Source organism: Acrocarpospora pleiomorpha (genome assembly GCF_009687885.1).
GTDB lineage: Bacteria > Actinomycetota > Actinomycetes > Streptosporangiales > Streptosporangiaceae > Acrocarpospora > Acrocarpospora pleiomorpha.
On sequence record NZ_BLAF01000011.1, the window covers coordinates 102,599 to 123,031 of the forward strand.

Annotated in this window: 20 protein-coding genes; 13 read left to right on the plus strand and 7 right to left on the minus strand. The window is 68.0% G+C overall.

The annotated features are described in order from the left end of the window. Positions 1–184: 184 nt before the first annotated feature. The 3 genes from Aple_RS11045 (at position 185) to Aple_RS11055 (ending at position 3,158) form a co-directional block, all read left to right on the plus strand. Entirely contained in the window at positions 185–1,159 is a 975-nt protein-coding gene (locus Aple_RS11045) for a FecCD family ABC transporter permease (protein WP_246264362.1), read from the plus strand. A gap of 146 nt (positions 1,160–1,305) precedes the next feature. Beyond that, positions 1,306–2,319, plus strand: coding sequence for a FecCD family ABC transporter permease (locus Aple_RS11050; RefSeq protein WP_246264375.1), 1,014 nt, complete (start codon positions 1,306–1,308; stop codon positions 2,317–2,319). A gap of 5 nt (positions 2,320–2,324) precedes the next feature. Beyond that, entirely contained in the window at positions 2,325–3,158 is an 834-nt protein-coding gene (locus Aple_RS11055) for an ABC transporter ATP-binding protein (RefSeq protein ID WP_155344439.1), read from the plus strand. Positions 3,159–3,296: 138 nt separating this feature from the next. Here the strand turns inward: Aple_RS11055 and Aple_RS11060 are convergent, their stop codons facing one another. Next, a complete protein-coding gene (locus Aple_RS11060) occupies positions 3,297–3,485 on the minus strand; it encodes a hypothetical protein (protein WP_155344440.1) in 189 nt (62 codons plus the stop codon). Between the two features lie 237 nt (positions 3,486–3,722). On the opposite strand from Aple_RS11060, the gene Aple_RS11065 reads away from it, so the two are divergent. After that, positions 3,723–4,283: an RICIN domain-containing protein gene (locus Aple_RS11065; RefSeq protein ID WP_155344441.1), complete on the plus strand. Its 561-nt coding sequence runs from the start codon at positions 3,723–3,725 to the stop codon at positions 4,281–4,283. Positions 4,284–4,288: 5 nt separating this feature from the next. Here the strand turns inward: Aple_RS11065 and Aple_RS11070 are convergent, their stop codons facing one another. Further along, complete coding sequence (locus tag Aple_RS11070; protein WP_155344442.1) at positions 4,289–4,753, minus strand: nuclear transport factor 2 family protein; 465 nt, start codon at positions 4,751–4,753, stop codon at positions 4,289–4,291. Positions 4,754–4,849: 96 nt separating this feature from the next. Here Aple_RS11070 and Aple_RS11075 point away from each other — a divergent pair, with 96 nt between their 5' ends. Continuing rightward, positions 4,850–5,245 (plus strand): VOC family protein, encoded by a 396-nt coding sequence (locus Aple_RS11075; protein ID WP_155344443.1) that lies wholly within the window; start codon positions 4,850–4,852, stop codon positions 5,243–5,245. Positions 5,246–5,258: 13 nt separating this feature from the next. Here the strand turns inward: Aple_RS11075 and Aple_RS11080 are convergent, their stop codons facing one another. Next, positions 5,259–6,188: a methionyl-tRNA formyltransferase gene (locus Aple_RS11080; protein WP_246264364.1), complete on the minus strand. Its 930-nt coding sequence runs from the start codon at positions 6,186–6,188 to the stop codon at positions 5,259–5,261. Between the two features lie 98 nt (positions 6,189–6,286). On the opposite strand from Aple_RS11080, the gene Aple_RS11085 reads away from it, so the two are divergent. The 7 genes from Aple_RS11085 to Aple_RS11115 all read left to right on the plus strand — a co-directional run bounded on the left by Aple_RS11085 (position 6,287) and on the right by Aple_RS11115 (position 15,325). Next, positions 6,287–7,600, plus strand: a complete 1,314-nt coding sequence (locus Aple_RS11085; RefSeq protein WP_155344445.1) for a lysine N(6)-hydroxylase/L-ornithine N(5)-oxygenase family protein — start codon at positions 6,287–6,289, stop codon at positions 7,598–7,600. Between the two features lie 250 nt (positions 7,601–7,850). Continuing rightward, positions 7,851–8,633 carry an IclR family transcriptional regulator gene (locus Aple_RS11090; protein ID WP_155344446.1) on the plus strand — a complete coding sequence of 261 codons (783 nt, stop codon included), beginning with the start codon at positions 7,851–7,853 and terminating at the stop codon, positions 8,631–8,633. A 17-nt stretch (positions 8,634–8,650) separates the two neighbouring features. Beyond that, complete coding sequence (locus Aple_RS11095) at positions 8,651–10,039, plus strand: aldehyde dehydrogenase family protein (protein WP_155344447.1); 1,389 nt, start codon at positions 8,651–8,653, stop codon at positions 10,037–10,039. Next, positions 10,036–11,505 (plus strand): sugar ABC transporter ATP-binding protein, encoded by a 1,470-nt coding sequence (locus Aple_RS11100; RefSeq protein ID WP_155344448.1) that lies wholly within the window; start codon positions 10,036–10,038, stop codon positions 11,503–11,505. Before Aple_RS11095 ends, Aple_RS11100 begins: the two co-directional genes overlap by 4 nt. Then, a complete protein-coding gene (locus tag Aple_RS11105; RefSeq protein WP_155344449.1) occupies positions 11,502–12,452 on the plus strand; it encodes an ABC transporter permease in 951 nt (316 codons plus the stop codon). The genes Aple_RS11100 and Aple_RS11105 overlap by 4 nt, the downstream gene beginning before the upstream one ends. A gap of 18 nt (positions 12,453–12,470) precedes the next feature. Beyond that, the gene (locus Aple_RS11110) at positions 12,471–13,448 is read left to right on the plus strand and encodes a substrate-binding domain-containing protein (protein WP_155344450.1); all 978 of its coding nucleotides are present in this window, start codon (positions 12,471–12,473) and stop codon (positions 13,446–13,448) included. Between the two features lie 62 nt (positions 13,449–13,510). After that, entirely contained in the window at positions 13,511–15,325 is a 1,815-nt protein-coding gene (locus tag Aple_RS11115) for a discoidin domain-containing protein (RefSeq protein ID WP_155344451.1), read from the plus strand. Positions 15,326–15,363: 38 nt separating this feature from the next. On the opposite strand, the gene Aple_RS11120 is transcribed toward Aple_RS11115, so the two are convergent. The 3 genes from Aple_RS11120 to Aple_RS11130 are packed head-to-tail and all read right to left on the minus strand — an operon-like array spanning position 15,364 to position 17,798. Next, complete coding sequence (locus tag Aple_RS11120; protein WP_155344452.1) at positions 15,364–15,768, minus strand: Zn-ribbon domain-containing OB-fold protein; 405 nt, start codon at positions 15,766–15,768, stop codon at positions 15,364–15,366. Further along, positions 15,761–16,927, minus strand: a complete 1,167-nt coding sequence (locus Aple_RS11125; RefSeq protein ID WP_155344453.1) for a thiolase family protein — start codon at positions 16,925–16,927, stop codon at positions 15,761–15,763. The genes Aple_RS11120 and Aple_RS11125 overlap by 8 nt, the downstream gene beginning before the upstream one ends. A gap of 1 nt (position 16,928) precedes the next feature. Next, entirely contained in the window at positions 16,929–17,798 is an 870-nt protein-coding gene (locus tag Aple_RS11130) for a cyclase family protein (RefSeq protein WP_155344454.1), read from the minus strand. Between the two features lie 157 nt (positions 17,799–17,955). On the opposite strand from Aple_RS11130, the gene Aple_RS11135 reads away from it, so the two are divergent. Beyond that, positions 17,956–18,636 (plus strand): TetR/AcrR family transcriptional regulator, encoded by a 681-nt coding sequence (locus Aple_RS11135; protein WP_155344455.1) that lies wholly within the window; start codon positions 17,956–17,958, stop codon positions 18,634–18,636. 3 nt (positions 18,637–18,639) lie between these two features. Here Aple_RS11135 and Aple_RS11140 read toward each other — a convergent pair whose 3' ends face one another. Then, a complete protein-coding gene (locus Aple_RS11140) occupies positions 18,640–20,274 on the minus strand; it encodes a flavin-containing monooxygenase (RefSeq protein ID WP_155344456.1) in 1,635 nt (544 codons plus the stop codon). Between the last annotated feature and the right edge of the window lie 159 nt (positions 20,275–20,433).

The following is a 20,433-nucleotide window of genomic DNA, read 5'->3' on the forward strand; positions in this document are numbered from 1 at the left end:
GTATGAACAGGCCCCAATCAGGCCCGGATCCGTGCCGCGTACTAAGGTAAGCATTACCTAAGTGGATGGGAAGTCCCTAAGCATAGAAATAAGGCGTGCCTAACCTAAAATCATGAAGGTGGCGACGACACGGTTGACTCGGTACAAGGGGCTTGGCCCGGCCCTGTTAGTGGTGGGCCTAGGCATGTCTCTCATCGTGCTCTGCTTGCTCTCGCTCGCGCTCGGAGCCCTCAGCGTGCCTGTTGACCAGGTCGTTCAGGCCCTGCTCGGGACTCCGGGCGATCAGACCGTGGAGAACGTGATCTGGTCGGTGCGGGTGCCGCGCACACTGCTCGGCCTCACGGCGGGGGTCGCGCTGGGGTTGTCCGGGGCACTCATGCAAGCGCTCACCCGCAACCCACTCGCCGACCCCGGCCTGCTGGGCGTGACCGCGGGGGCGTCGTTCGCGATCGTCGGCTCGGTCGCCCTGCTGGGGATCGGCTCCCTCCTGGGTTTCATCTGGTTCGCTCTGGCCGGAGCGCTGATCGCGAGTGTGGTCGTCTACTTGCTGGCCGGATTGGGCCGGTCGGGGCTGACGCCGGTGAAGCTCGCCCTCGCGGGGATCGCGGTCACCTCGTTGCTCTTCTCGATCACGAACGCCATCGTGCTGGTCGACCCGGAGGCGCTCAACCGTTACCGGTTCTGGTCGGCGGGTTCGCTCGCCGGGCAGACGGGGGACGTTGTCGGGCAGATCCTCCCGTTCGTCATCGCGGGGACAATCCTCGCCCTGGCCTGCGCGCCCGCGCTCAACAGCCTGGCGCTAGGGGACGATGTGGCCGTCTCGCTGGGGCGCAAGGTGGGCCTGATCCGCGTGCAGGGCGTGATCGCGATCATGCTGCTCACCGGCGCGGCGGTGGCCGTGATCGGGCCCGTGGTGTTCATCGGGCTGGTCGTTCCCCATGTGGCCCGCGTGCTGGCACAGCAGGCCGGGCTCGGCCCTGATCACCGATGGCTGCTGCCGCTGTCGGCGATGCTCGCTCCCTGCCTGTTACTGGCCGCCGACATCCTCGGCCGGACGCTCGCCAGGCCCACCGAAATCCAGGCGGGCGTCCTTATCGCCTTCATAGGCGGCCCGTTCTTCATCGCCCTGGTCCGCCGACGCCGCCTCGCGGAGATCTGAACATGACCCACCCCCCATCGGCCGATCCCCCGATCCAAGCGTCCGAGTCCCGATCCCGCGGCCCACAGACGTTGGAGGCGGCACCGCCCGGATCCCAGACACCCGGTGTCCAGCGCCTTGGCGACCGGCGGCATTTCCGGCTGGCGATGCCTCCGGTGTCCGGCACATTGCGGCTCCGGTTGGTCACGGTATGCCTGACGCTCACCGCCGCGACCTTCGTCGCGTTCTGCTGGCTGCTCTCCGTTGGCGACTACCCGATCACGCTGCCCGAGGTCGTCCAGGCACTGGCCGGTTACGGCGACGCCGGCACCATGGTCGTCGTCCGCGAGCTCCGGCTCCCGCGCGCGGCGGCCGGGCTGCTCGTCGGCCTCGCGTTCGGCATCTCCGGAGCGCTGTTCCAGACCATGGCCCGCAATCCGATGGCCAGCCCGGACGTGATCGGCCTCATCCAGGGTTCCGGCACCGCCGTCGTCGCCAGCATCATGCTCGGCTGGACCGGCGGGCTGGCCACCCAGACCATCGGCCTGGCCGGAGCGCTCGCCACCGCCGTCATCGTCTACCTGCTCGCCTGGAAACGCGGCACCACCGGTTACCGGATCATCCTGGTCGGGATAGGTGTGTCCTGGATGTGCACCAGCGCCACCGACTATTTGATCGCACGCGGCGGCCAGTTCCAAGCGCAGGCCGCGGTCGGCTGGCTGGTCGGCAACCTCAACGGCCGCGACTGGGGTCAGGTCGTCCCGCTCGCGCTCGCGTGCGCCGTCCTGGTCCCGGTCGCGCTGCTGCTCGGAAGGCTGTTGCGTACGCTACAGCTCGGGGACGACGTGGCCGCCGGGCTCGGCACACCGGTCCAGCTGACCCGGCTCGGGCTGATGCTGACCGGGGTCGGGCTGATCGCCTTCGGCACGGCGGCGAGCGGGCCCATCGCGTTCGTGGCACTCGCCGCCCCGCAGATCGCGCAGCGGCTGGCCGGGACGGCGTGGCCGCCCACGTTGGCCTCCGGTCTGACCGGCGCGCTGGTGGTGCTGGTCTCCGACGTGGTGGCCGCCCGGCTGATCCCCGGCGGGGAACTGCCGGTCGGTATTGTCACCGGCGTGCTCGGCGCGCCGGTTCTGCTCTGGTTGCTCATCCGCGCCAACCGCGCGGGATCAGGAGGCTGAACGGCATGCACGACCCAGACCTGCGGGCCAGCGCTCTGCATCTGGCCTACGACGACCGCCCGGTCGTCGAGAACCTGGACCTCGCCGTCCCGCCGGGCCGGATCACGGCCATCGTGGGCGCGAACGCCTGCGGCAAGTCCACCCTGCTCCGCGCGCTCGCCCGCCTGCTGGCGCCCCGCCAGGGCACGGTACGGCTGGACGGCCGCGCCCTCCAGTCCATCCCGACCAGAGAGCTCGCCCAGCGCATGGGCATCCTCCCGCAGGCTCCGATCGCGCCCGAGGGCATCACGGTCATCGATCTGGTCACGCGTGGCCGCTCCCCACATCAGACCTGGTGGCGGCAGTGGTCGAAAGCCGACCAGGAGGCCGTGCAGAACGCGCTGAACGCCACCGGAGTCGCCGACCTGGCCGACCGCGCGGTCGACGAGCTCTCCGGCGGCCAGCGCCAGCGTGCCTGGATCGCGATGGCCGTCGCCCAGGGCACGCCCGTCCTCCTTCTCGACGAACCCACCACATTCCTGGACATGGCCCACCAAGTAGACGTCCTGGACCTGATCACCGACCTCAACCGCCGCGAGAACCGCACCATCGTCATGGTCCTGCACGACCTCAACCAGGCCTGCCGCTACGCCGACCACGTGATCGCCATGAAGTCCGGCCGAATCATCGCCGAAGGCACCCCGGCCGACGTCATCACCCCGGAAACGGTCGAAGAGGTCTTCGACTTACGCTGCCAGATCACCGCAGACCCGGTCAGCGGCACCCCTCTGATCATCCCGATCGGCCGCCACCACACCGGCGAGAACGACCTGATCCCCCACCGATGGGCGACGCGATAGCAGATCGTCGACTTGCTCGCCGTTATCCGGCGCCGTTCACGCACGCCGTGCTTCTCACCGCACCGGCGCCAAAAGGACCCTGCGTCGTTCTGCCAGGAGACGACGACCTGATGGTCGAGAAACGCTGGCGTCCGAAAGCTACGCCTGCGGCGTTCTGATCGGAAATGACGACGTCAGGCAGCGGCGCGGCAGGAGCACGGGCGTCGTTGGGCAACCCGCCCGCTGGCGCGCCTGGCTGGACCCGACGAACGTCGAGGTCAGCTCGATCGCGGCGGCGGCTCCAGCCAGCAACCCGGCCACCGCCGAGGGCGGCTCGCTGCCCGGCACCTCGTATCCGGCCGATTTCCCGCCTGGGTGGCGTCACCGGAAGGGACAGGGGGACTGTCCGGTGTTCTAGGCAGGGCCGGTTGGAGGGGATGCGCACCTCCGCAGGTTTCAGTGAATACGAGGAGAAATCCCCAGCGGTAATTTGGCGTAGATGCGCGGTGATGCCCTGGCTTCACTACGGGGCACGGCTGGAACGACCCGCCGAAGATCACACTGGGGGCACCTATGCGCATCGGCATGTCCGCCACCCTGGCGGCGCTCGCCCTCGCCGCCATCCTCTCCGCCATCGGCAGCACGCCCGCCACGGCGACCGCGGCATCCGGCAGCCGGGATCGCATCGCGTCCGTGCTACTTCCGCCGATGTCTCCGTATAGATACATGATCAAGGGGGATCGGTTCGCGGTCACTACCAAGGTCAGTGCGGATGCGATCCGATTGACGCTCTGGAAGATGCCGTCGGTGGGGAATCCGTTCAACGTGCACGGGCTGTGGTTCTTCGCTCCGGTGCCGCAGCGTCCGGGGACGTACTACCTGGAGAACCGTGACGGGGGCTGCTTGGACATCATTGACGGCGTCTCTACCGCTGTCGGTGCCGATCTGGCCCTTCGGCCGTGCGATGGCACCCGGAGTCAGCAATGGTCTACCCCATATCGGGGCAGTCGCTGGGCGTTGAAGAACCAGTGGAGCGGCCTGTACGGAGCGGTCAAGCTTCCGATCGCCGAGAACAAGGTGCTGACCCAGCAGCGGACCGGTTCCTTCGAGGAGCTCTACTTCCATATGCCCTTCTTCTCATCCTGACCCCCTCACAGACCCAGGTCGCTTAGGCCGGGGTGGTCGTCGGGGCGGCGGCCGAGGGTCCAGTGATACTTGCGATCGGCTTCCGTGATCGGGAGGTCGTTGATGCAGGCGTAGCGGCGCATCATCAGGCCATCGTCGTCGAACTCCCAGTTCTCGTTGCCGTACGAGCGATACCACTGGCCGGAGTCGTCATGGCATTCGTACGCGAAGCGGACCGCGATGCGATTGCCGGTAAAAGCCCACAGCTCCTTGATGAGCCGGTAGTCCAGCTCCCTGTTCCACTTCCTGGTCAGGAAGGCGATGATCTCCTCGCGGCCGTTGAGGAACTCGGCGCGGTTGCGCCACCAACTGTCGACGGTATAGCCGAGCGCCACCTTCTCGGGGTCTCGGGTGTTCCAGGCGTCCTCAGCCAGGCGGACCTTCTCCATCGCGCTCTCCCGAGTGAAGGGCGGCCGTACCGACGAGGTCATGACTTCCTCCAGCAAGAAAGGCGCGGCGACCACCGCTGACGGCGTTGTTCCGCAACATCGGTCTACACACCCCCAACGGCGTTCTAGGATCTGGCCGTGATCGCCGAGCTGGAATGCGTCGTCCTGGACTGCCCCGATCCGATGGAACTCGCCACGTTCTACCAGTCGCTGCTCGGCGGGGCCGTCAACCAGCCCGATCGGCGGTGGTCACTCGACGACGACTGGGCAACGCTGCACGCACCGTCCGGTCTCGTGATCGCCTTCCAGCGAGCGGCGGACTACCAGCCTCCGCGGTGGCCGGACCCGCTCCGGCCTCAGCAGTTCCATCTGGACTTCGGCGTCCCGGACCTGGACCGAGCACACGACCAGGTGCTGTCCTGGGGCGCGACTGTCCTGGATGAAGGTCTTGCTGGACGAAGCTGGCGTATCTACGCGGACCCGGCAAGTCATCCTTTCTGCCTGGTCCGCCAGAAAAAGCGGGCCACCGGATAGCCAAACCCCCGGCTTACGGATGGCCGGTCAGATAGCCCCCCATGGTCTTGAAGTAATCGGTGGCGGCGTGTTCGGTCCCGTCCTCTGTTCTGACGCGCTTCACCAGCAGACCCGGGCTCCGGCCGTTGCGTGCGTCGGCCCCCGCGACGATGACCACCCCGTCCCCCTCGCGGATGAAGATACGGCCAGGCGTCCCTCCGTACCGAGCCTGGGAGACGGCGGCGGAGATGATGCGCAGACGCTCGCCCCGGCAGAACGTGTACGCGTTCGGATAAGGGTCGGATTGCGCCCGAATAAGGCGTTCCAGATCCTCGGCGGGCCACGTCCAATCGATCCGGCTGTCCTCGATCGCCCGCTTGTGAAAGAAACTGGCGGCACTCCGATCCTGAGGAGTCCATACCGCATCACCGGAATCGATCAGCTCAAGCGCGTCATGAACGATCGGCGCGATCAGATCCACAGTACGGAAGAACAAATCGGTCGCGGTATCACCGGGCCCGACCGGCACCGCACGCTGCACCAGAATGTCCCCCGCGTCAAGCTCGGCGTTCATCCGATGCGCCGTCACCCCCACCTCCTTCTCCCCATTGATAAGCGCCCAGATCAACGGCGAGAACCCCGCATACGCGGGCAGCAGCGAGTCATGCACATTCAGCGTCCCATGCACCGGCAGATCAAAAATCTCCGCCGGTAACCAGGTACGCCAGTTGTTGGCGACGATGAGATCAGGCGCGAGCTCACGGATCACCTCGACGAGATCAGTGGGCCGGTTCCTGAGCAGCGCCGGCACGCCGCTCTCCGCCGCCAGATCCGCCACCGAATCGTCCCAGATCTTCTCGTACGCGTGCTCGCTCCGCGGATGCGTCACCGCCAGGACCACCTCATGCCGGGAGTCCAGCAGAGCCTGCAGCGTGCGGTGTCCCCAGGTCTGATAGCCGAACATAACTACCCGCATGGTGTGGTTTCCTCTCCATCGCGCCCTTGTTGCAAGGTAAGGCTAACCTTATCTACCATACGAGCGATGAAGGAGGCGATGTCGCGGTGACCACGCTGCGCACCGGGCCGGAAGCTGTTTACGACGTGCTGGGGATCGGCTTCGGGCCGTCCAATCTGGCGTTGTCCATCGCGATCGAGGAGCACAACAACACATCCGCAGACGTGATCACCGCCGGTTTCCTGGAGCGGCAGCCGCAGTTCGGCTGGCACAAGGGCATGTTGCTCGACGACGCGACCATGCAGGTGTCGTTTCCGAAGGACCTGGTCACCATGCGGAACCCGGCCAGCGACTTCAGCTTCCTGTGCTACCTGCGGGAACGTGGCCGTTTGGTGGACTTTCTCAACCAGAAGACGCTGTTCCCGTTACGCGCCGAGTTCCATGACTACTTCGAGTGGGCGGCGGCCCGGATGCGGCACCTGGTGGAGTATTCGGCGGAAGTCCTGCAGGTCGAGCCGGTAAGGGCCGAAGGCGGCGAGATCCGCTGGTTCGACGTCACCAGCCGCGATCCCGACAACCCGGACCGCACGGTGGTGCGCCGCGCCAGGAACATCTCCGTGGCGGTCGGCCTGGAGCCCCACCTGCCGCCGGGAACCGTACTCTCCGAGAGGGTCTGCCACACCAGCGAGCTGATCCCCCGGGTCGCCGAGATGGCCGGCGCGCCGGTCCGCCGGGCGCTCGTCCTGGGCGCCGGGCAGAGCGCGGCCGAGGCGGTCGACTACCTGCACCGCGTCTTCGCCGACGCCGAGGTCTGCGCGGTCTTCGCCAAGTACGGCTACACGCCCGCCGACGACACCCCCTTCGCCAACCGCATCTTCGACCCGGAAGCGGTGGACGTCTACTACACCTCCCCGCCCGAGGTGAAGCAGTCCCTGCTGGAGTACCACCGCAGCACCAACTACTCGGTGGTCGACTCCGAACTGATCCAATCCCTGTACGCGACCATGTACCGCGAGCAGGTCCACGGCCGGCGACGCCTGCGCATGCTGAACGTCTCCCGCATCAGGGACGTACGCGAACACGACGGGCGACTCGCCGTCACCGTGGAGTATCTGCCGACCGGCGAGCACGAGGTCCTCGACGCCGACCTGCTGGTGCACGCCACCGGTTACCGCCCGCAGGACATCGGCACCCTGCTCGGCGAGACCACCAAGCTCTGCCTGCGCGACGACGAGGACGCGATCCGGGTGGGCCGCGACCACCGCGTCCAGGTCGCCCCCCAGGTCACCGCCGGAATCTACCTGCAGGGCGGCACCGAGCACTCCCACGGCCTCACCTCGACGCTGCTCTCCACCACCGCCATCCGCTCGGGCGAGATCCGCGACTCCTTGCTCGCCCAGCGCAGCCTCACCGCGAACTAGCGCGGCACCGCGCGTCAGACACACTGCAAAATAGACAAACTAAGGTGCAAAACCTAACGCATACTATGCAAGCTACTTCTCAGTAGCACACGCTTCGCGCCACAAATTGCGCAATACGCCACTAAAAGGCGCTCCACGACAGCAACAGGGCGTTTCCTGCCGCGCGCCCTGAAGTCTTGACACCATCAACCGCTGATGGAACTCTCGCAATTATGTTGCAGGAATATGAAAATAGATTCGAGTAACTCGAATGCGAAGCGGCAGAAAGTCGTCGAGTGTTGACAAGGCTTTCGAAATCGTTGCCGCCGTGTCCGAGGCGGGCCGGGGCGGAATCACGCTCGGCGCCCTGGCCGCCCGGGCCGGCGTGGCGGTGAGCACAGCTCACCGATATGTCACTTCATTGCTGGAACTGCGCGTTCTGGATCGTGACGCGGCGGGCTGTTACCGCCTCGGCGTAACCTTGATCATGCTGGCCGGTCAGTACCTCGACGAGGACGGCCTGCGCGCGGTCGCGCAGCCGTACCTGGCGGAACTGGTCGAGCTCAGCGGCGAGACCGTGCACCTGGGCATCCCGGTGGGCCACCAGATCGTCTACATCGACAAGGTGGAGAGCGCCAAGTCGGTGCGCCTGGTGTCCCGGATCGGCAACCGCGCCCCCTTGCACTGCACCGCGATGGGCAAGGCCGTGCTCGCCCTGCTCGACACCCCGACCATCGACGAAGTCCTGTCCGGGCACCTCGATCTCCGCACGCCGCGCACCCTGACCGGCGACGACCTGCTCGCCGAACTGGAACTGATCCGCCGCCAGGGCTTCGCGATCGACGACGAGGAGAACGAGGAAGGCGTGCGCTGCGTCGGCCTCCCGATCCGCAACTCCGCGGGTCAGCCGGTCGGCGCGTTCAGCGTGTCGGCCCCCGCGGGCCGGTTCAGCATCGACGACTGCCACCGCCTGGCCCCCCGCGCCCTCACCATGGCCGCCGACATCAGCCACCGCCTCGGCTACGGCCCCACCAAGAACGGCCTCCGGCCATGACCGACAGGAGTCCCCACATGCCTATCGCCGTCCTCAACCCCGGCACCGGAGAGCACCTCGGCGAGGTGCCGGATCTGGACGCGCGGGAGGTGGCCGCCGTGGTCGAGGCGGCGCAGGAGGGCCAGCGCGCGATGGCGGCCCTGCCCGCGCACCGCCGCGCCGAACTGCTGCTCACGATCGCCGGCCGGATCGAGGCCGAGAAGGACGACCTCGCTGAGCTGCTCGCGGCCGAGAACGGCAAGCCGATCCCGCAGACGAGGGGCGAGGTGGAGGCCGCGATCCGGATCTTCCGCGGCTACGCGGGCGAGGCCACCCGGCTGTTCGGCCGCCAGATCCCGCTGGATGCCGTACCCGGCCTGGAAAGGCACCTCGCCGTGACCACCCGCGAGCCGCTCGGGGTGGTCGCCGCGCTGGTGCCGTTCAACTACCCGGTCGAGCTGTACGCGCACAAGGCCGCCGCCGCCCTGGCCGCCGGAAACGCGGTCGTGGTGCAGCCGCCCGCCAAATGCCCGCTGGCGCTGACCAGGGTCGCCGAACTGATCGCCACCGTTGGCCTGCCGGAGCACGCGCACCAGCTGGTCACCGGTGGTGTCGCGGTCTCCCAGTCACTGGCCACCCTGCCGGGGATCGCCGCGATCAGTCTTACCGGCAGCACCGCCGCAGGACGCGCGATCGCAACCCTGGCCGCTGGCACATTGAAGAAGGTCTTCCTCGAGCTCGGCGGCAACGACGCGCTCATCGTCTGCGACGACGCCGACCCCGAGGAGGCCGCCAAGGCGGTCGTGCTCGGCCGCCTCGCCCGCGGCAACGGCCAGATCTGCTGCGCGGTCAAGCGCGTGTACGCCCAGGACGGCATCCACGACGCATTCCTGGCCTCCCTGCTGGACCAGACGGCCAAACTCGTCGTCGGCGACCAGCTCCAGGAATCCACCGACGTCGGCCCCCTGATCACCGAAGACGCCGCCGAACGCGTATCCGCTGCCGTCGACCGCCTGATCGTCGACGGCGCCAACCTCGTCGCGGGCGGCTCCCGACGCGGCGCGTTCGTCGACCCGGTCGTCCTCACCGACGTCCCCGCGGAAAGCGCCGCCTTCGCCGAGGAGATCTTCGGCCCGGTCGCCCCCGTGGCCCGCTTCACCGACCCCATGGAAGCCGTCCGCCTGGCCAACCAATCCCCGTACGGCCTGCACGCCGCCGTCTTCACCCGTGACGTCTCCCGCGCGTTCACCCTGGCCAGGCACCTGGACGTCGGCGGCGTGGTGATCAACGGCTCCACCGCCCTGCGCGCCGAGAACCTCCCGTTCGGCGGCACCAAGGACACCGGCGGCTACCGCGAGGGCCTGCACGAGACGGTCCTCGACTTCACCCGGCAGAAGTCGATCATCGTCATGGAGGCGTTCGGATGAGCCTCGAACTCAGGGGCGTACGGCAAAGCTACGGCGACGTGGAAGTCCTGCACGGCGTGGACCTCACCGGTCGGCCGGGCGAGGTGCTCGCCGTGGTCGGCGCGAACGGCGCCGGAAAGTCCACGCTGATCCGCATCCTGGCGGGCGCCCAGCGGATGACCTCGGGCGAGCTGCGCATCGACGGCGAGCGGGTCGACCTGCGCTCCCCGCACGACGCGCACGCGCGCGGCATCCGCACGGTCTACCAGGAGCTGTCCATCGTCGGCGGGCTGTCGGTGACCGAGAACCTGCTGATGGGCGCGTTCCCCCGGCGACGCGGCGGCCTGATCGACTGGCCGGAGGCGCACCGGAGGGCGCGGGAACTGCTGGACGGCGCCGGTTTCGGGGCGATCGACCCGCGCGTGCTCGCGGGCCGCCTCTCGGTGGCCAGGCAGCAGATGGTGGAGATCGCCAAGGCGCTGGCCGGTGAGGTCAAGGTGCTGGTGCTCGACGAACCGTCGGCGGTGCTGGCAGGCAGCGACCTGGAGTCCCTGTTCGCGCTGATCCGGCGACTGCGGGAACGCGGCGTGCTGGTCGTCTACGTCTCGCACCGCCTGGCCGAGGTCATGGAACTCGCCGACTCGATCGTGGTCATCAAGGACGGCCTCATCATCGCCACCACGGAACCGGCGAAGACCAGCGAATCCGAACTGATCGGCCTGATGGCCGGCCGTCGCCTGGAACAGATCTACCCCGCCCGCCGCGAACCCCCCGCCGAGACAAGACTCGAAATTTCCGGACTTTCCCGGAGGGGTGAGTTCGAGGACATCTCGTTCGAGCTGCGTGCCGGGGAGATCGTCGGACTGTTCGGCCTGGTCGGTTCGGGCCGCAGCGAGATGGCCAGGTGCGTGTTCGGCGCGGAACCCGCGACGAAGGGAAACGGCGCTTACCGCTCCCCCGCCGAGGCGATCGCCGCCGGGCTCGCCCTGGTCACCGAGGACCGCAAACGTTCCGGCCTGATCCTCGGCATGACCGTGCTGGACAACATCGCGCTCGCCACGATGCGCGAGAACCGGCGCGGACCCTTGATCGACGCCGCCGGACGGAAACGCCGCGTCACCGAGATGATCGACCGGCTCAGCATCCAGCCCGGCCGGTGCGCCACCATGCCGGTGGGCTCGCTCAGCGGCGGTAACCAGCAGAAGGCCGTACTGGCGAAATGGCTGCTGGCCGGGCCGCGCGTGCTGATCCTGGACGAACCCACCCGGGGCGTCGACATGGCCACCCGGGTGGACATCTACCGCATGGTCGACGACCTGGCCCGGCAGGGTCTCGCCGTGCTGCTCATCTCCTCCGACCTCACCGAGGTGCTCGGCGCGACCGACCGGGTGCTGGTGATGCGCGAGGGCCGGCTGGCCGGTGACCTGCGCTCGGAGACCACCACCGAGGACGAGATCCTCGCGCACGCGATCGGACAGGCCGCATGACCGGGCACATCGCCAGAATCCGCAACGGGCGGGACATCTTCGTCACGGCGGCGTTCGTGTCGCTGATCGTGCTGCTGGTGGCGGTGGCCGCGCTCACCTCCGACACCTTCCTCACCCAGACCAACCTCACCAACCTGCTCAAGCAGATGGTCACCACCGGACTGCTGGCGTTCGGCATGCTGGTGGTCATCCTCACCGGCGGCATCGACCTGTCGGTGGGCTCGATCGTGGCCTTCTCCGGCATCCTCACCGCGGGCCTGGTGACCGGCTTGCCCATCCCGGTGGCCATGCTCGCCGGCGTGCTCTCCGGCGTCGGCTTCGGGCTGATCAACGGCGTCCTGGTGTCCCGGTTCGGGCTGGCCGCCTTCGTGGTCACGCTGGCCTCGCTCACCACCATCCGCGGCCTCGCCTTCGTCTACTCCGAGGTGCCGATCGCGCCTGAGGACCCGGCGTTCTTCACCCTCGGCTCGGCGATGGCCGGTCCCATCCCGGTCAGCACGCTCATCATGCTGGCCGTCTTCGCGGCCGGCGGGGTGTTCCTGACCCGCACCCCGGCCGGGCGTTCCATCGTGGCGATCGGTGGCAACGCCGAGACGGTCCGGCTCGCGGGCATCAACGTGCCCCGGCACGTGACGCTCGCGTACACGATCAGCGGCGCCTGCGCCGGCCTGGCCGGGGTCATCCTGGCCAGCCGCGTCGGAATCGCCCAGCCGAGCGTGGGCGTGGCGTTCGAGCTGGACGCCATCGCCGCGTGCGTGATCGGCGGCGCCAGCCTGGCCGGCGGGCGCGGTTCCACCCGCGCCACCTTCGGCGGCGTCCTCGTGCTGGTCCTGATCAACAACCTGCTCAACCTGTACGGCGTCCAGAGCTTCTGGCAGCAAGTGCTCAAGGGGTTGATCATCATCGCCGTCATCCTCGTCCAGCGCACCAACCGGGTGCGCGGCTGACCCCTGGGAGAAGTCACCATGATCACGAGAAGATTGTTATTGGCGGGCGCACTCGCCCTGGTCATCACCGGCTGCTCGTCCGGACCTGACCCGGCCGCTCCCGCGGCGTCGGCGTCCGGTGACGGCAAATACACCATCGGCGTCGCCAACTTCATGCTCGGCGGGCCGTACTTCAGCGGGATGGACAAGGCCATCGCCGCGCAGGCACAGAAGAAGGGCAACGTCGAGATCATCAGCACGGACGCGAACGGGGACGCGGCCAAGCTCGCCTCCAACGTGGAGGACCTGCTGAGCAAGAACGTGGACGCGGTCATCATCTCCGGCGGCCCGCTGGAGTCCGCGCCCGCGGTGCTCAACTCCATCAAGGCGGCCGGCAAGCCGGTCGTGCTGGTGGACCGCAAGTTCCAGACCGGTGAGTACACCAGCTGGATCGGCCCCGACAACGAGGCCATCGGGCGGCAGAACGGCGAGTTCCTGGCCGAGAAGCTGCCCGACGGCGGCAAGGTCGGCATCATCAAGGGCGGCCCGGCCGACAACACGATCGGCTCGGCCCGGACCAACGGCGTCAAGTCGGTGCTGTCCGCCAAGTCCAACATCACGCTGGTCGAGGCCCCGGACTTCGGCAACTGGGGTTCGGACGGCGGGCTCACCGTGATGGAGAGCCTGCTCGCCACCAACGGCGACCTGAAGGCGGTGTTCTGCGAGAACGACGCGATGTGCCTGGGCGCGCAGCGGGCGATCGCGGACGCCGGCAAGACCGACCAGATCATCATCGCCGGCGTGGACGGCCAGGCCGAGGCGCTGAAGGCGATCATGGACGGCACCAACTACCTGGTCACCGGCCTCAACGACGCCGACATCATCGGCGCCATGGGCCTGGACCGGGCGGTCGAGATCCTGGGCGGCGCCCAGGTCGAGAAGGACACGGTCGTTCCGTCCCCCCGAGTCACCAAGGAGAACGCGAAACAGTTCATGAACCCGGACGGCAGCTTCTAAGCCCCCCGCGGCCCGGTGGCGGACGGCGACGCCACCTGGCCCTCCCTTCCTGAGAAGGACCAATGAAGAAAACCCTCATGCGCCGGGCGACCATCGCCGCGGCCGCCTCCGCCCTCCTCCTCACCGGAACGGTCGCGACCAGCCCAGAGGCGGTCGCCGATGATCCCACCCGCCCCGGCTGGACCCTCCTCTACAACGAGACGTTCACCTCCGCGCTGAATCCGGGGAACGTGCCCTGGACGCGGGACACCTACGCCCAGCCGTTCGACACGATCATGGATGATCCCGGGCAGTGGTACCGCAACGACTACGGGCCCGCGTGGACCACGGCGCTCAACTCCTTCAACACCTACCGGAAGGAGTTCCCGGTCGGGCAGAGCGGCTGGCTGACCGCATCCTTGTCGGCCCGCGACTGGAACAAGGACGGCGTGATCGAGAATCCGCCGACGCTCACCACGCAGCCGCTCGGCGCCGAGAGCGTGGCGGTGATGAACGTGCCCGATCACACGGGTGGCGTGATCCTGCGGCCGACGAACCGGCTGCCTGATCGGTATCGCGTGGAGTACAAGCTGAAGACGCTGGACTTCGGGGGGAAGCGGAACGGGTCGATCACGTACAACAACCGGACCAACGGGTACAGCAACACGGGGTGTAAGACGCAGCACCCATGGGGTGAAGGGTCGCGTTCGCCGGGGTGGACCGGTAACGCGTCGGTCCCGTACTGCGAGTGGCAGGACGTCAGGTCTGGCCCTTATGGGTATAACGGGTTCCACTTCATGGCGATCGTGGACTTCGCCAATCCCGCGCCGCGGAACAACCACTTCTGGCACTACCGGCGCAAAGTGCTGATGGACTCCTTCTCCCAGCATCCGGATCGGGTGGGGTCAGGGACCGGTGGGCGGGTTTGTAACGCCGCGAACAACACGTACTACAACTACCGGGACGGCAACTTCAACACGGTCAACATGTGGATCAGCGGGCTGCCGAACTGGAACCCGGGTCCTGGTGGGCTGGCGGGGAACTCGCAGTGGTTCATGACGCCGTGCTCCAACGGCGTGGCGGAGCAGCAGCTGTCCTCGGCGGCCGAACTCCAGCCCGAGCTGATGCCGAACCAGTTCTACACCTTCGCCATCGAGCGTGACGCGACCGGTTACGTGCTCGAGGTGACCGGAAACTTCGCCCGGTCAGGTCAGCGGACGATCCGGATGCACCGGCCGTTCATCGTTAACAACGCGCCGATCTGGCACTACAACACCGCGCCGGGCGAGTACGACGGCCGCTACAACGCCAACCTGGTCCAGAACGAGCCCAACGGCAGCACCACCTGGCCCAACCAGTGGCCCGCCGGCTCGTCCTACCCCGACTACTTCGTGATCGGCGACCTCTACACCAACGTGTACGAGGGCAGCGCCAGCCTCACCGATCTCCGCCTGTACGTCCCGCAAACGGGCACCCCGAACCTGGCCCTCAACAAGCCCGCCACCGCCGACAGCCAGTGCGCCGCGGGCGAAGGCCCCGCCAAGGCCGTCAACGGAACCTACAACGCCGGCCTGGCCGACAAGTGGTGCTCCCTGGGCGCCTCCAAGTGGCTCCGCGTCGACCTCCAGTCGGCCACGACGGTCAGCAAGGTCGTCATCCGCCATTCGGGCGCGGGCGGCGAGAAGACCTCCTGGAACACCAAGGACTTCGACGTCCAGCTCAGCACCAACGGCACGACGTGGACGAACGTGGCAACGGTGCGAAATAACACCGCAAGTACGACCACGCACACGTTCACCCCGGCATCCGCCCGATATATACGACTAAATGTCATCACTCCCACGAGTGACAGCGACACCGCCGCCCGCATCTTCGAACTGGAGGCATACGCCAGCTAACGACAGCAAGGGGGGGCCGGGTCACGACCGGCCCCCTGTCAGTGCTGGAAGACCAGGATGGATTCGGACTCGCCCCGCCGGACCCGCAGCTGAACCGTGTCACCGATACGAGGGTCCTCGTCGGGCGAGACGGCGAGCGCGACCAGGCGAGCGCCGTCGGCCTGAGGCAGTTCAATCACGCCCAGGACATACGGCGGTTCGAGCCCCGGCCGTCTTACGGTGGGGCGGATCACCCTGGTCCAGGAATGGACAACGCCGCTCGTGCCGACGTCGTCCCACTGCCAGGTCTGGCACCCGCAGGCCGGGCACGCCACCAGCGGGTACCACTGCCACCGGCGGCAGTCCTGGCACCGCGTGATACGGACGACCCCTTGATCCAGGCTGAGATGCCAGAACCGGTAGCCGTCGCCATCCAGCACATCGGACAGGAACTCTTCAGGCATCGGTCCTCCGGAACAGCAAGCCGGTGTACTGACGGCCGGGCCCGGCCCCCACGAACGCCGTGGTGGCGTCCTTGACCTGGTTGCCGAGCGCCTCGTGCCGCAGCTGCCGCACCGCCTCGGACACGTGCGCGGCACCGAGCAGGTAGCCGTGCGACAGGAGCCCCCCGTGTGTGTTCGTCGGGAGAGCACCGCCGATGTCGAGCTGGCGTCCCGCGACCGCTTCCAGGGTTCGCCCGGGCTTGGTGATCCCGAGCGCCTCCAGCTGCACGACGGTGGCCATGGTGAAACAGTCGTACAGCTGGAACATGTCCGCGGACGCGACGTCCTGGCCCGCGCGCTCGGCCACCGTCGCGGCCACGGCCTCCGTCGCGGGCAGATGGGGAAGGTCCCGGCTCTGCGTGTAGAAGGCCTCGTCGGGCAACGGCTGGACGGCGTGACCCCAGCCGGCGAGGGTGACGACTCTCTTCTCCGCGGCTACGGCGTCGCCGGCAGACACGACCATCGCCACGGCGCCGTCGCTCAGCAGCGAAATGTCCGCCCGTCGCAGCGGCTGGGCGAAGTACGGCTGCGCCCGGTAGTCGTCCGGGCCGAGCTCGTCCCGGGCTTGGGCGTGCGCGTGCCGCTGGGCGTTACGGCGAGCCGACGTCGCGACGCGACAGAGCAGATCCTCCAGCTCGGCGGCGGAGAGGCCATAGCGGTGGGCGTACCGCGTCGCCATCGTCGCGAAGTACAGCTGCGGCCCGCTGAAGCCGATCGGGTACTCGACCTCCCGCTTGGCGTCCATGGCGCCGTGGATCCCGGCCGGCCCGGATCCGTGCGTACCCCAGTCGACGCCGAAGAACGTCAGCACGTGGCGGGCGAGACCCGCCTCGACCACGCTGTGCGCCTGGGCGACGGCGAGCAGGATGCCCGCCCCCACCGGACTGGACAGGCCCTGGTAACGCAGCGAGTCCAGCCCGAGGGCCGGGGCGAGCTTGTCGACCGTGAGCACCGGCGGGGTGAGCATCGCCTCGGTGATCACTCCGTCGATGTCCGCCCTGGCGATGCCGGCGTCGGCTATCGCGGCGTCGATGGCCTCCAGCAGCAACGACTGCGCGTGACGCCCGGATCGGCGCTGGGGGTGAACCTCACCCAGGCCGGAGACGACCGCTGTCGCCATGTCAGAACACCACGACCGGGGCCAGCGGGCTGGCGGTCGCCCCCACGATGTTCAGCGGGGCGAGCGTCAGCATCCCGGCCACGGCCGCGCCGGCGAAGCCGGCCAGGTCGAGGAGTTCGACGAAGTACACGCCGTGGTCCCGCATGAGCCGGACGTGCAGCGGAACGGCGCACGCCGGGTCGCTCGCCGGCGACATCTCCACGCCGATGTTGTCGGCGCCGATGATCGGGAAGCCGCTCTCGAGGACCCAGTCGATCGCGTCGACGTCGAGGCCGCCCCAGCCCAGCTGGTCTTGCACACCCGCCGCCCAGGCCTCAACCCAGCCGGTGCGCAGGAACAGGGCGTCGCCTCGTTCGGGGACGAGACCGGCGGCGTCGAGCCTGTGCCGGACGAGATCCAGCGAGACCGGTTCGGCGGCATCCAGCCACGGGCGGCCCTCGGGGACGGCGTCGACGATGAGGACCCTGGTGACGACCGGGCCGGCCTCCTCGATCCCGAGACGCTTCGCCCCGCGGCTGGTCACCAGATCGGCGGGGAGGTCGCCGTACATCCTGCCGTCCTGCCAGACGTGGCAGAGCGCGTCCATGTGCGTGGTCCCGTGCGTGGGGATCAGCAGGATGTCGTCGCTGAAGGAGAAGCCGTGCCGGGCCGACGCTTCCGGCGCCAGCGCCGCGTCCCCGCCGTCACGGACCATGAAGTGCTGTGGCGGCTGCCGCCGGGGCCCCACGGGTCCCTTGCCGTTGCGCACCTGGAGGCCGAGGCTGCGCACCTCCATCGTGCTGACGGCGGCCATGGCCCGCTTGATGACCGTCCCGTCGATGTTCGCCAGAGCTCCCCGCCCCGAGACCTCGGTCATCAGTTCCGCACCCATCCCGGACTCCACTTCCCTTCGTCGCTCTGGAGACCATCCTTCCGCCCCATCGAGGGTGTGTCAACAGTAACGTTGACAACGCGACATAGCCTTCGCCGTCGTATAACGTGGCGCCGTCAACACTTGTATTGAGTCGGCGCAGGAAGGGCACCCTCCCATGACAAGCGACATCAGCCGCCGCCGTAAGATCGCCGCACGGGAGCAGAGCGCGGTCTACGTGGAGCGCCGGCAGGCGCTGATGAAGGCGGCGGCGGAAACCTTTCGGGAACAGGGCCTCGACGGCGCGTCCCTGAACGACATCGCCAGCCGCGCCAAGCTCGACCGCGCGAGCCTGTACTACTACGTCTCCTCGAAGGAGGAGCTCTACCGCGCGCTCGTCGAAGAGATCGTCCAGAAGAACGTCGAGCAGGTCGAGATCGTCCGGTCCGGAGCGGGGACGGGCGCGGACAAGCTCAGGGAGATGATCCGCCTCCTGATGAAGAGCTACGCGGAGAACTATCCGCACCTGTACATCTTCGTCGCGGAGGACTTCGGGCGCCGGGGACCCGGGCGGCGCCAGGGCCGCAGCTCGGCCAAGGTGGCGGAGTCGCAGGACTGGCGGGCCGAACTCTCCAAGCTCGGCGACCTCTACCACACCGCCGTGCGCGACATCGTCACCGAAGGTTTCGGCGACGGCTCGCTGTCGTCGCCCCTGTCACCGGGTCTGGTCGCGCACGGTGTCATCGGCATGGTCAGCTGGAGTCACCGGTGGTTCGATCCCGACGGCAGGACCACCGCCAAGGAGATCGCCGAGGGGTTCGTGCACATGGTCCTGGACGGCCTGTCGCCGCAGCCTTGACGCTCAGGAAACCCGCGTCATCGCGAAGCTGGAGTACCCGCGGGCCGCTTCCTCCGCGAGCAGGCGACGGTAGCGCACCGCGCCGCCCGTGTAGATCATCGCCCGCGGCCGCTCATCCCGGTCGAGATTGCGGTTGTGGCCGTTGAACCACGACTTGACCTTGCTCATCAGGACCCTGTCGTTGATCTCCATGACGTGGTCGAGCCACGCGAGTTCGGCCTCCCTGGTGGCGGCCACCCGCACGATGTCGTGCTCCAGGAGGTACGACACGAACACGATCATCCAGTTGACGATGTCCTCGATGCCGCGGGGGAAGTTGGCGGCGACCGATCCCGACTGGGGGCCGACGAGCGTGAGCAGGTTCGGGAAGGCCGTGGTCTGCACCCCGAGATAGGTGTCGGGTCCGTCGGCCCACTTGTCCCGCAGGCGTACGCCGTTCTCGCCGACGAAGTCGATCCGGTCGAAGGCGCCGGTGACCGCGTCGAAGCCGGTGGCGAAGACGATGACGTCGAAGTCGAAGTCGCGGGCGCACTCGCCGCCGGCGGTCCTGATCCCGGTGGGGGTCACCTGCTGGATCGGCGTCACGTTCAGATCGACGAGCTCGACGTTCTGGCGGTTGTAGACCTCGTAGTAGCCGGTTTCGAGCGGCACGCGCTTGGTCCCGAACCCGTGGTCCTTCGGGATCAGGATCTCGGCGACGGCCGGGTCCTGCACCCGCTCGCGGATCTTGCTCGCGATGAACTCCGACAGCTCCGCGTTGGCGGTTTCGTCCATCAGCGTGTCCCGGAAGTTTCCCAGCCAGATCCCGAAGCCCGGCGAGTCGTAGAGCTCCTCCCACCAGGCGAGGCGCTCCTCCCGGGTCACATCGGTGCTGCGCCGGCGGTCCGGCCGGTGGATGAATCCGTTGGGTGAGTCGAAGCAGCGCTGGAAGATCTCGTCGTACGAGTCCTTGATCTGGGCCATCTCCTCGGCGCTGATGGGACCGTTGTGCAGCGGCGCGCACCAGTTCGCGTCCAGCTGGAAGACCGTGAGCCGCGCGACCTGCTCGGCGATCGTGGAGATCACCTGCACGCCGGTCGAGCCGGTGCCGACCACCGCGACGCGCTTCCCGGAGACGTCCAGGTCCTCGGGCCAGTCGAAGGTGTGGAACGCCCGTCCGCCGAAGGTCTCGAGCCCCGGCAGCCGCGGGGTGGTCGGCACCGAGAGCAGGCCCATCGCCGTCATCAGGAACCGGGTGGTGATCTCCCGGCCGTCGTCGGTCCGCACCCGCCACTGGAGGTGCTCCTCCTCCCAGTGCGCCGCGACGACCGTCGTGTCGAACTGGATGTGCTCCCGCAGGCCGAACTTGTCCGCGACGTGGTTGAGGTAGCGCAGGGTCTCCGGTTGCGCGGCGAACCGCTCGGACCAGTCCCACTCCGCCAGCAGTTCCGGCGAGAACGAGTACGCGTAGGTGTAGGACTCCGAGTCGAACCGGCATCCGGGGTAGCGGTTGCGGAACCAGGTCCCGCCCACGCCGCCGTTCATTTCCAGCACCGTCACCTTCGCGCCCAGCCCGAGCAACCGATGCAGCTGGTACAGCCCACACACGCCGGCCCCGATGATCACGAACTGGTAGTCCGGCTCGCTCCTGTCCGACATCTTCACCCCTGACTGCAGACCCGACTCACCGGGCGATCCTGGCTGGGACTTTCTGGGCGTCAACATAACTGTTTACAATCCTTTGTGTCAACATAATCGTTGACTGCTTGGGCGTGCAGGGTTGCGGCGTTTCACAGTCCGAAAACAGCGTCCCCTCAG

Coding starts and splice junctions, on each gene's coding strand:
- Aple_RS11045 (WP_246264362.1), top strand. CDS start 185: ATGTCTCTCATCGTGCTCTGCTTGCTCTCGCTCGCGCTCGGAGCCCTC.
- Aple_RS11050 (WP_246264375.1), top strand. CDS start 1,306: ATGCCTCCGGTGTCCGGCACATTGCGGCTCCGGTTGGTCACGGTATGC.
- Aple_RS11055 (WP_155344439.1), top strand. CDS start 2,325: ATGCACGACCCAGACCTGCGGGCCAGCGCTCTGCATCTGGCCTACGAC.
- Aple_RS11065 (WP_155344441.1), top strand. CDS start 3,723: ATGTCCGCCACCCTGGCGGCGCTCGCCCTCGCCGCCATCCTCTCCGCC.
- Aple_RS11070 (WP_155344442.1), bottom strand. CDS start 4,753: ATGACCTCGTCGGTACGGCCGCCCTTCACTCGGGAGAGCGCGATGGAG.
- Aple_RS11080 (WP_246264364.1), bottom strand. CDS start 6,188: ATGTTCGGCTATCAGACCTGGGGACACCGCACGCTGCAGGCTCTGCTG.
- Aple_RS11090 (WP_155344446.1), top strand. CDS start 7,851: ATGCGAAGCGGCAGAAAGTCGTCGAGTGTTGACAAGGCTTTCGAAATC.
- Aple_RS11095 (WP_155344447.1), top strand. CDS start 8,651: ATGCCTATCGCCGTCCTCAACCCCGGCACCGGAGAGCACCTCGGCGAG.
- Aple_RS11100 (WP_155344448.1), top strand. CDS start 10,036: ATGAGCCTCGAACTCAGGGGCGTACGGCAAAGCTACGGCGACGTGGAA.
- Aple_RS11105 (WP_155344449.1), top strand. CDS start 11,502: ATGACCGGGCACATCGCCAGAATCCGCAACGGGCGGGACATCTTCGTC.
- Aple_RS11110 (WP_155344450.1), top strand. CDS start 12,471: ATGATCACGAGAAGATTGTTATTGGCGGGCGCACTCGCCCTGGTCATC.
- Aple_RS11115 (WP_155344451.1), top strand. CDS start 13,511: ATGAAGAAAACCCTCATGCGCCGGGCGACCATCGCCGCGGCCGCCTCC.
- Aple_RS11120 (WP_155344452.1), bottom strand. CDS start 15,768: ATGCCTGAAGAGTTCCTGTCCGATGTGCTGGATGGCGACGGCTACCGG.
- Aple_RS11125 (WP_155344453.1), bottom strand. CDS start 16,927: ATGGCGACAGCGGTCGTCTCCGGCCTGGGTGAGGTTCACCCCCAGCGC.
- Aple_RS11130 (WP_155344454.1), bottom strand. CDS start 17,798: ATGGGTGCGGAACTGATGACCGAGGTCTCGGGGCGGGGAGCTCTGGCG.
- Aple_RS11135 (WP_155344455.1), top strand. CDS start 17,956: ATGACAAGCGACATCAGCCGCCGCCGTAAGATCGCCGCACGGGAGCAG.
- Aple_RS11140 (WP_155344456.1), bottom strand. CDS start 20,274: ATGTCGGACAGGAGCGAGCCGGACTACCAGTTCGTGATCATCGGGGCC.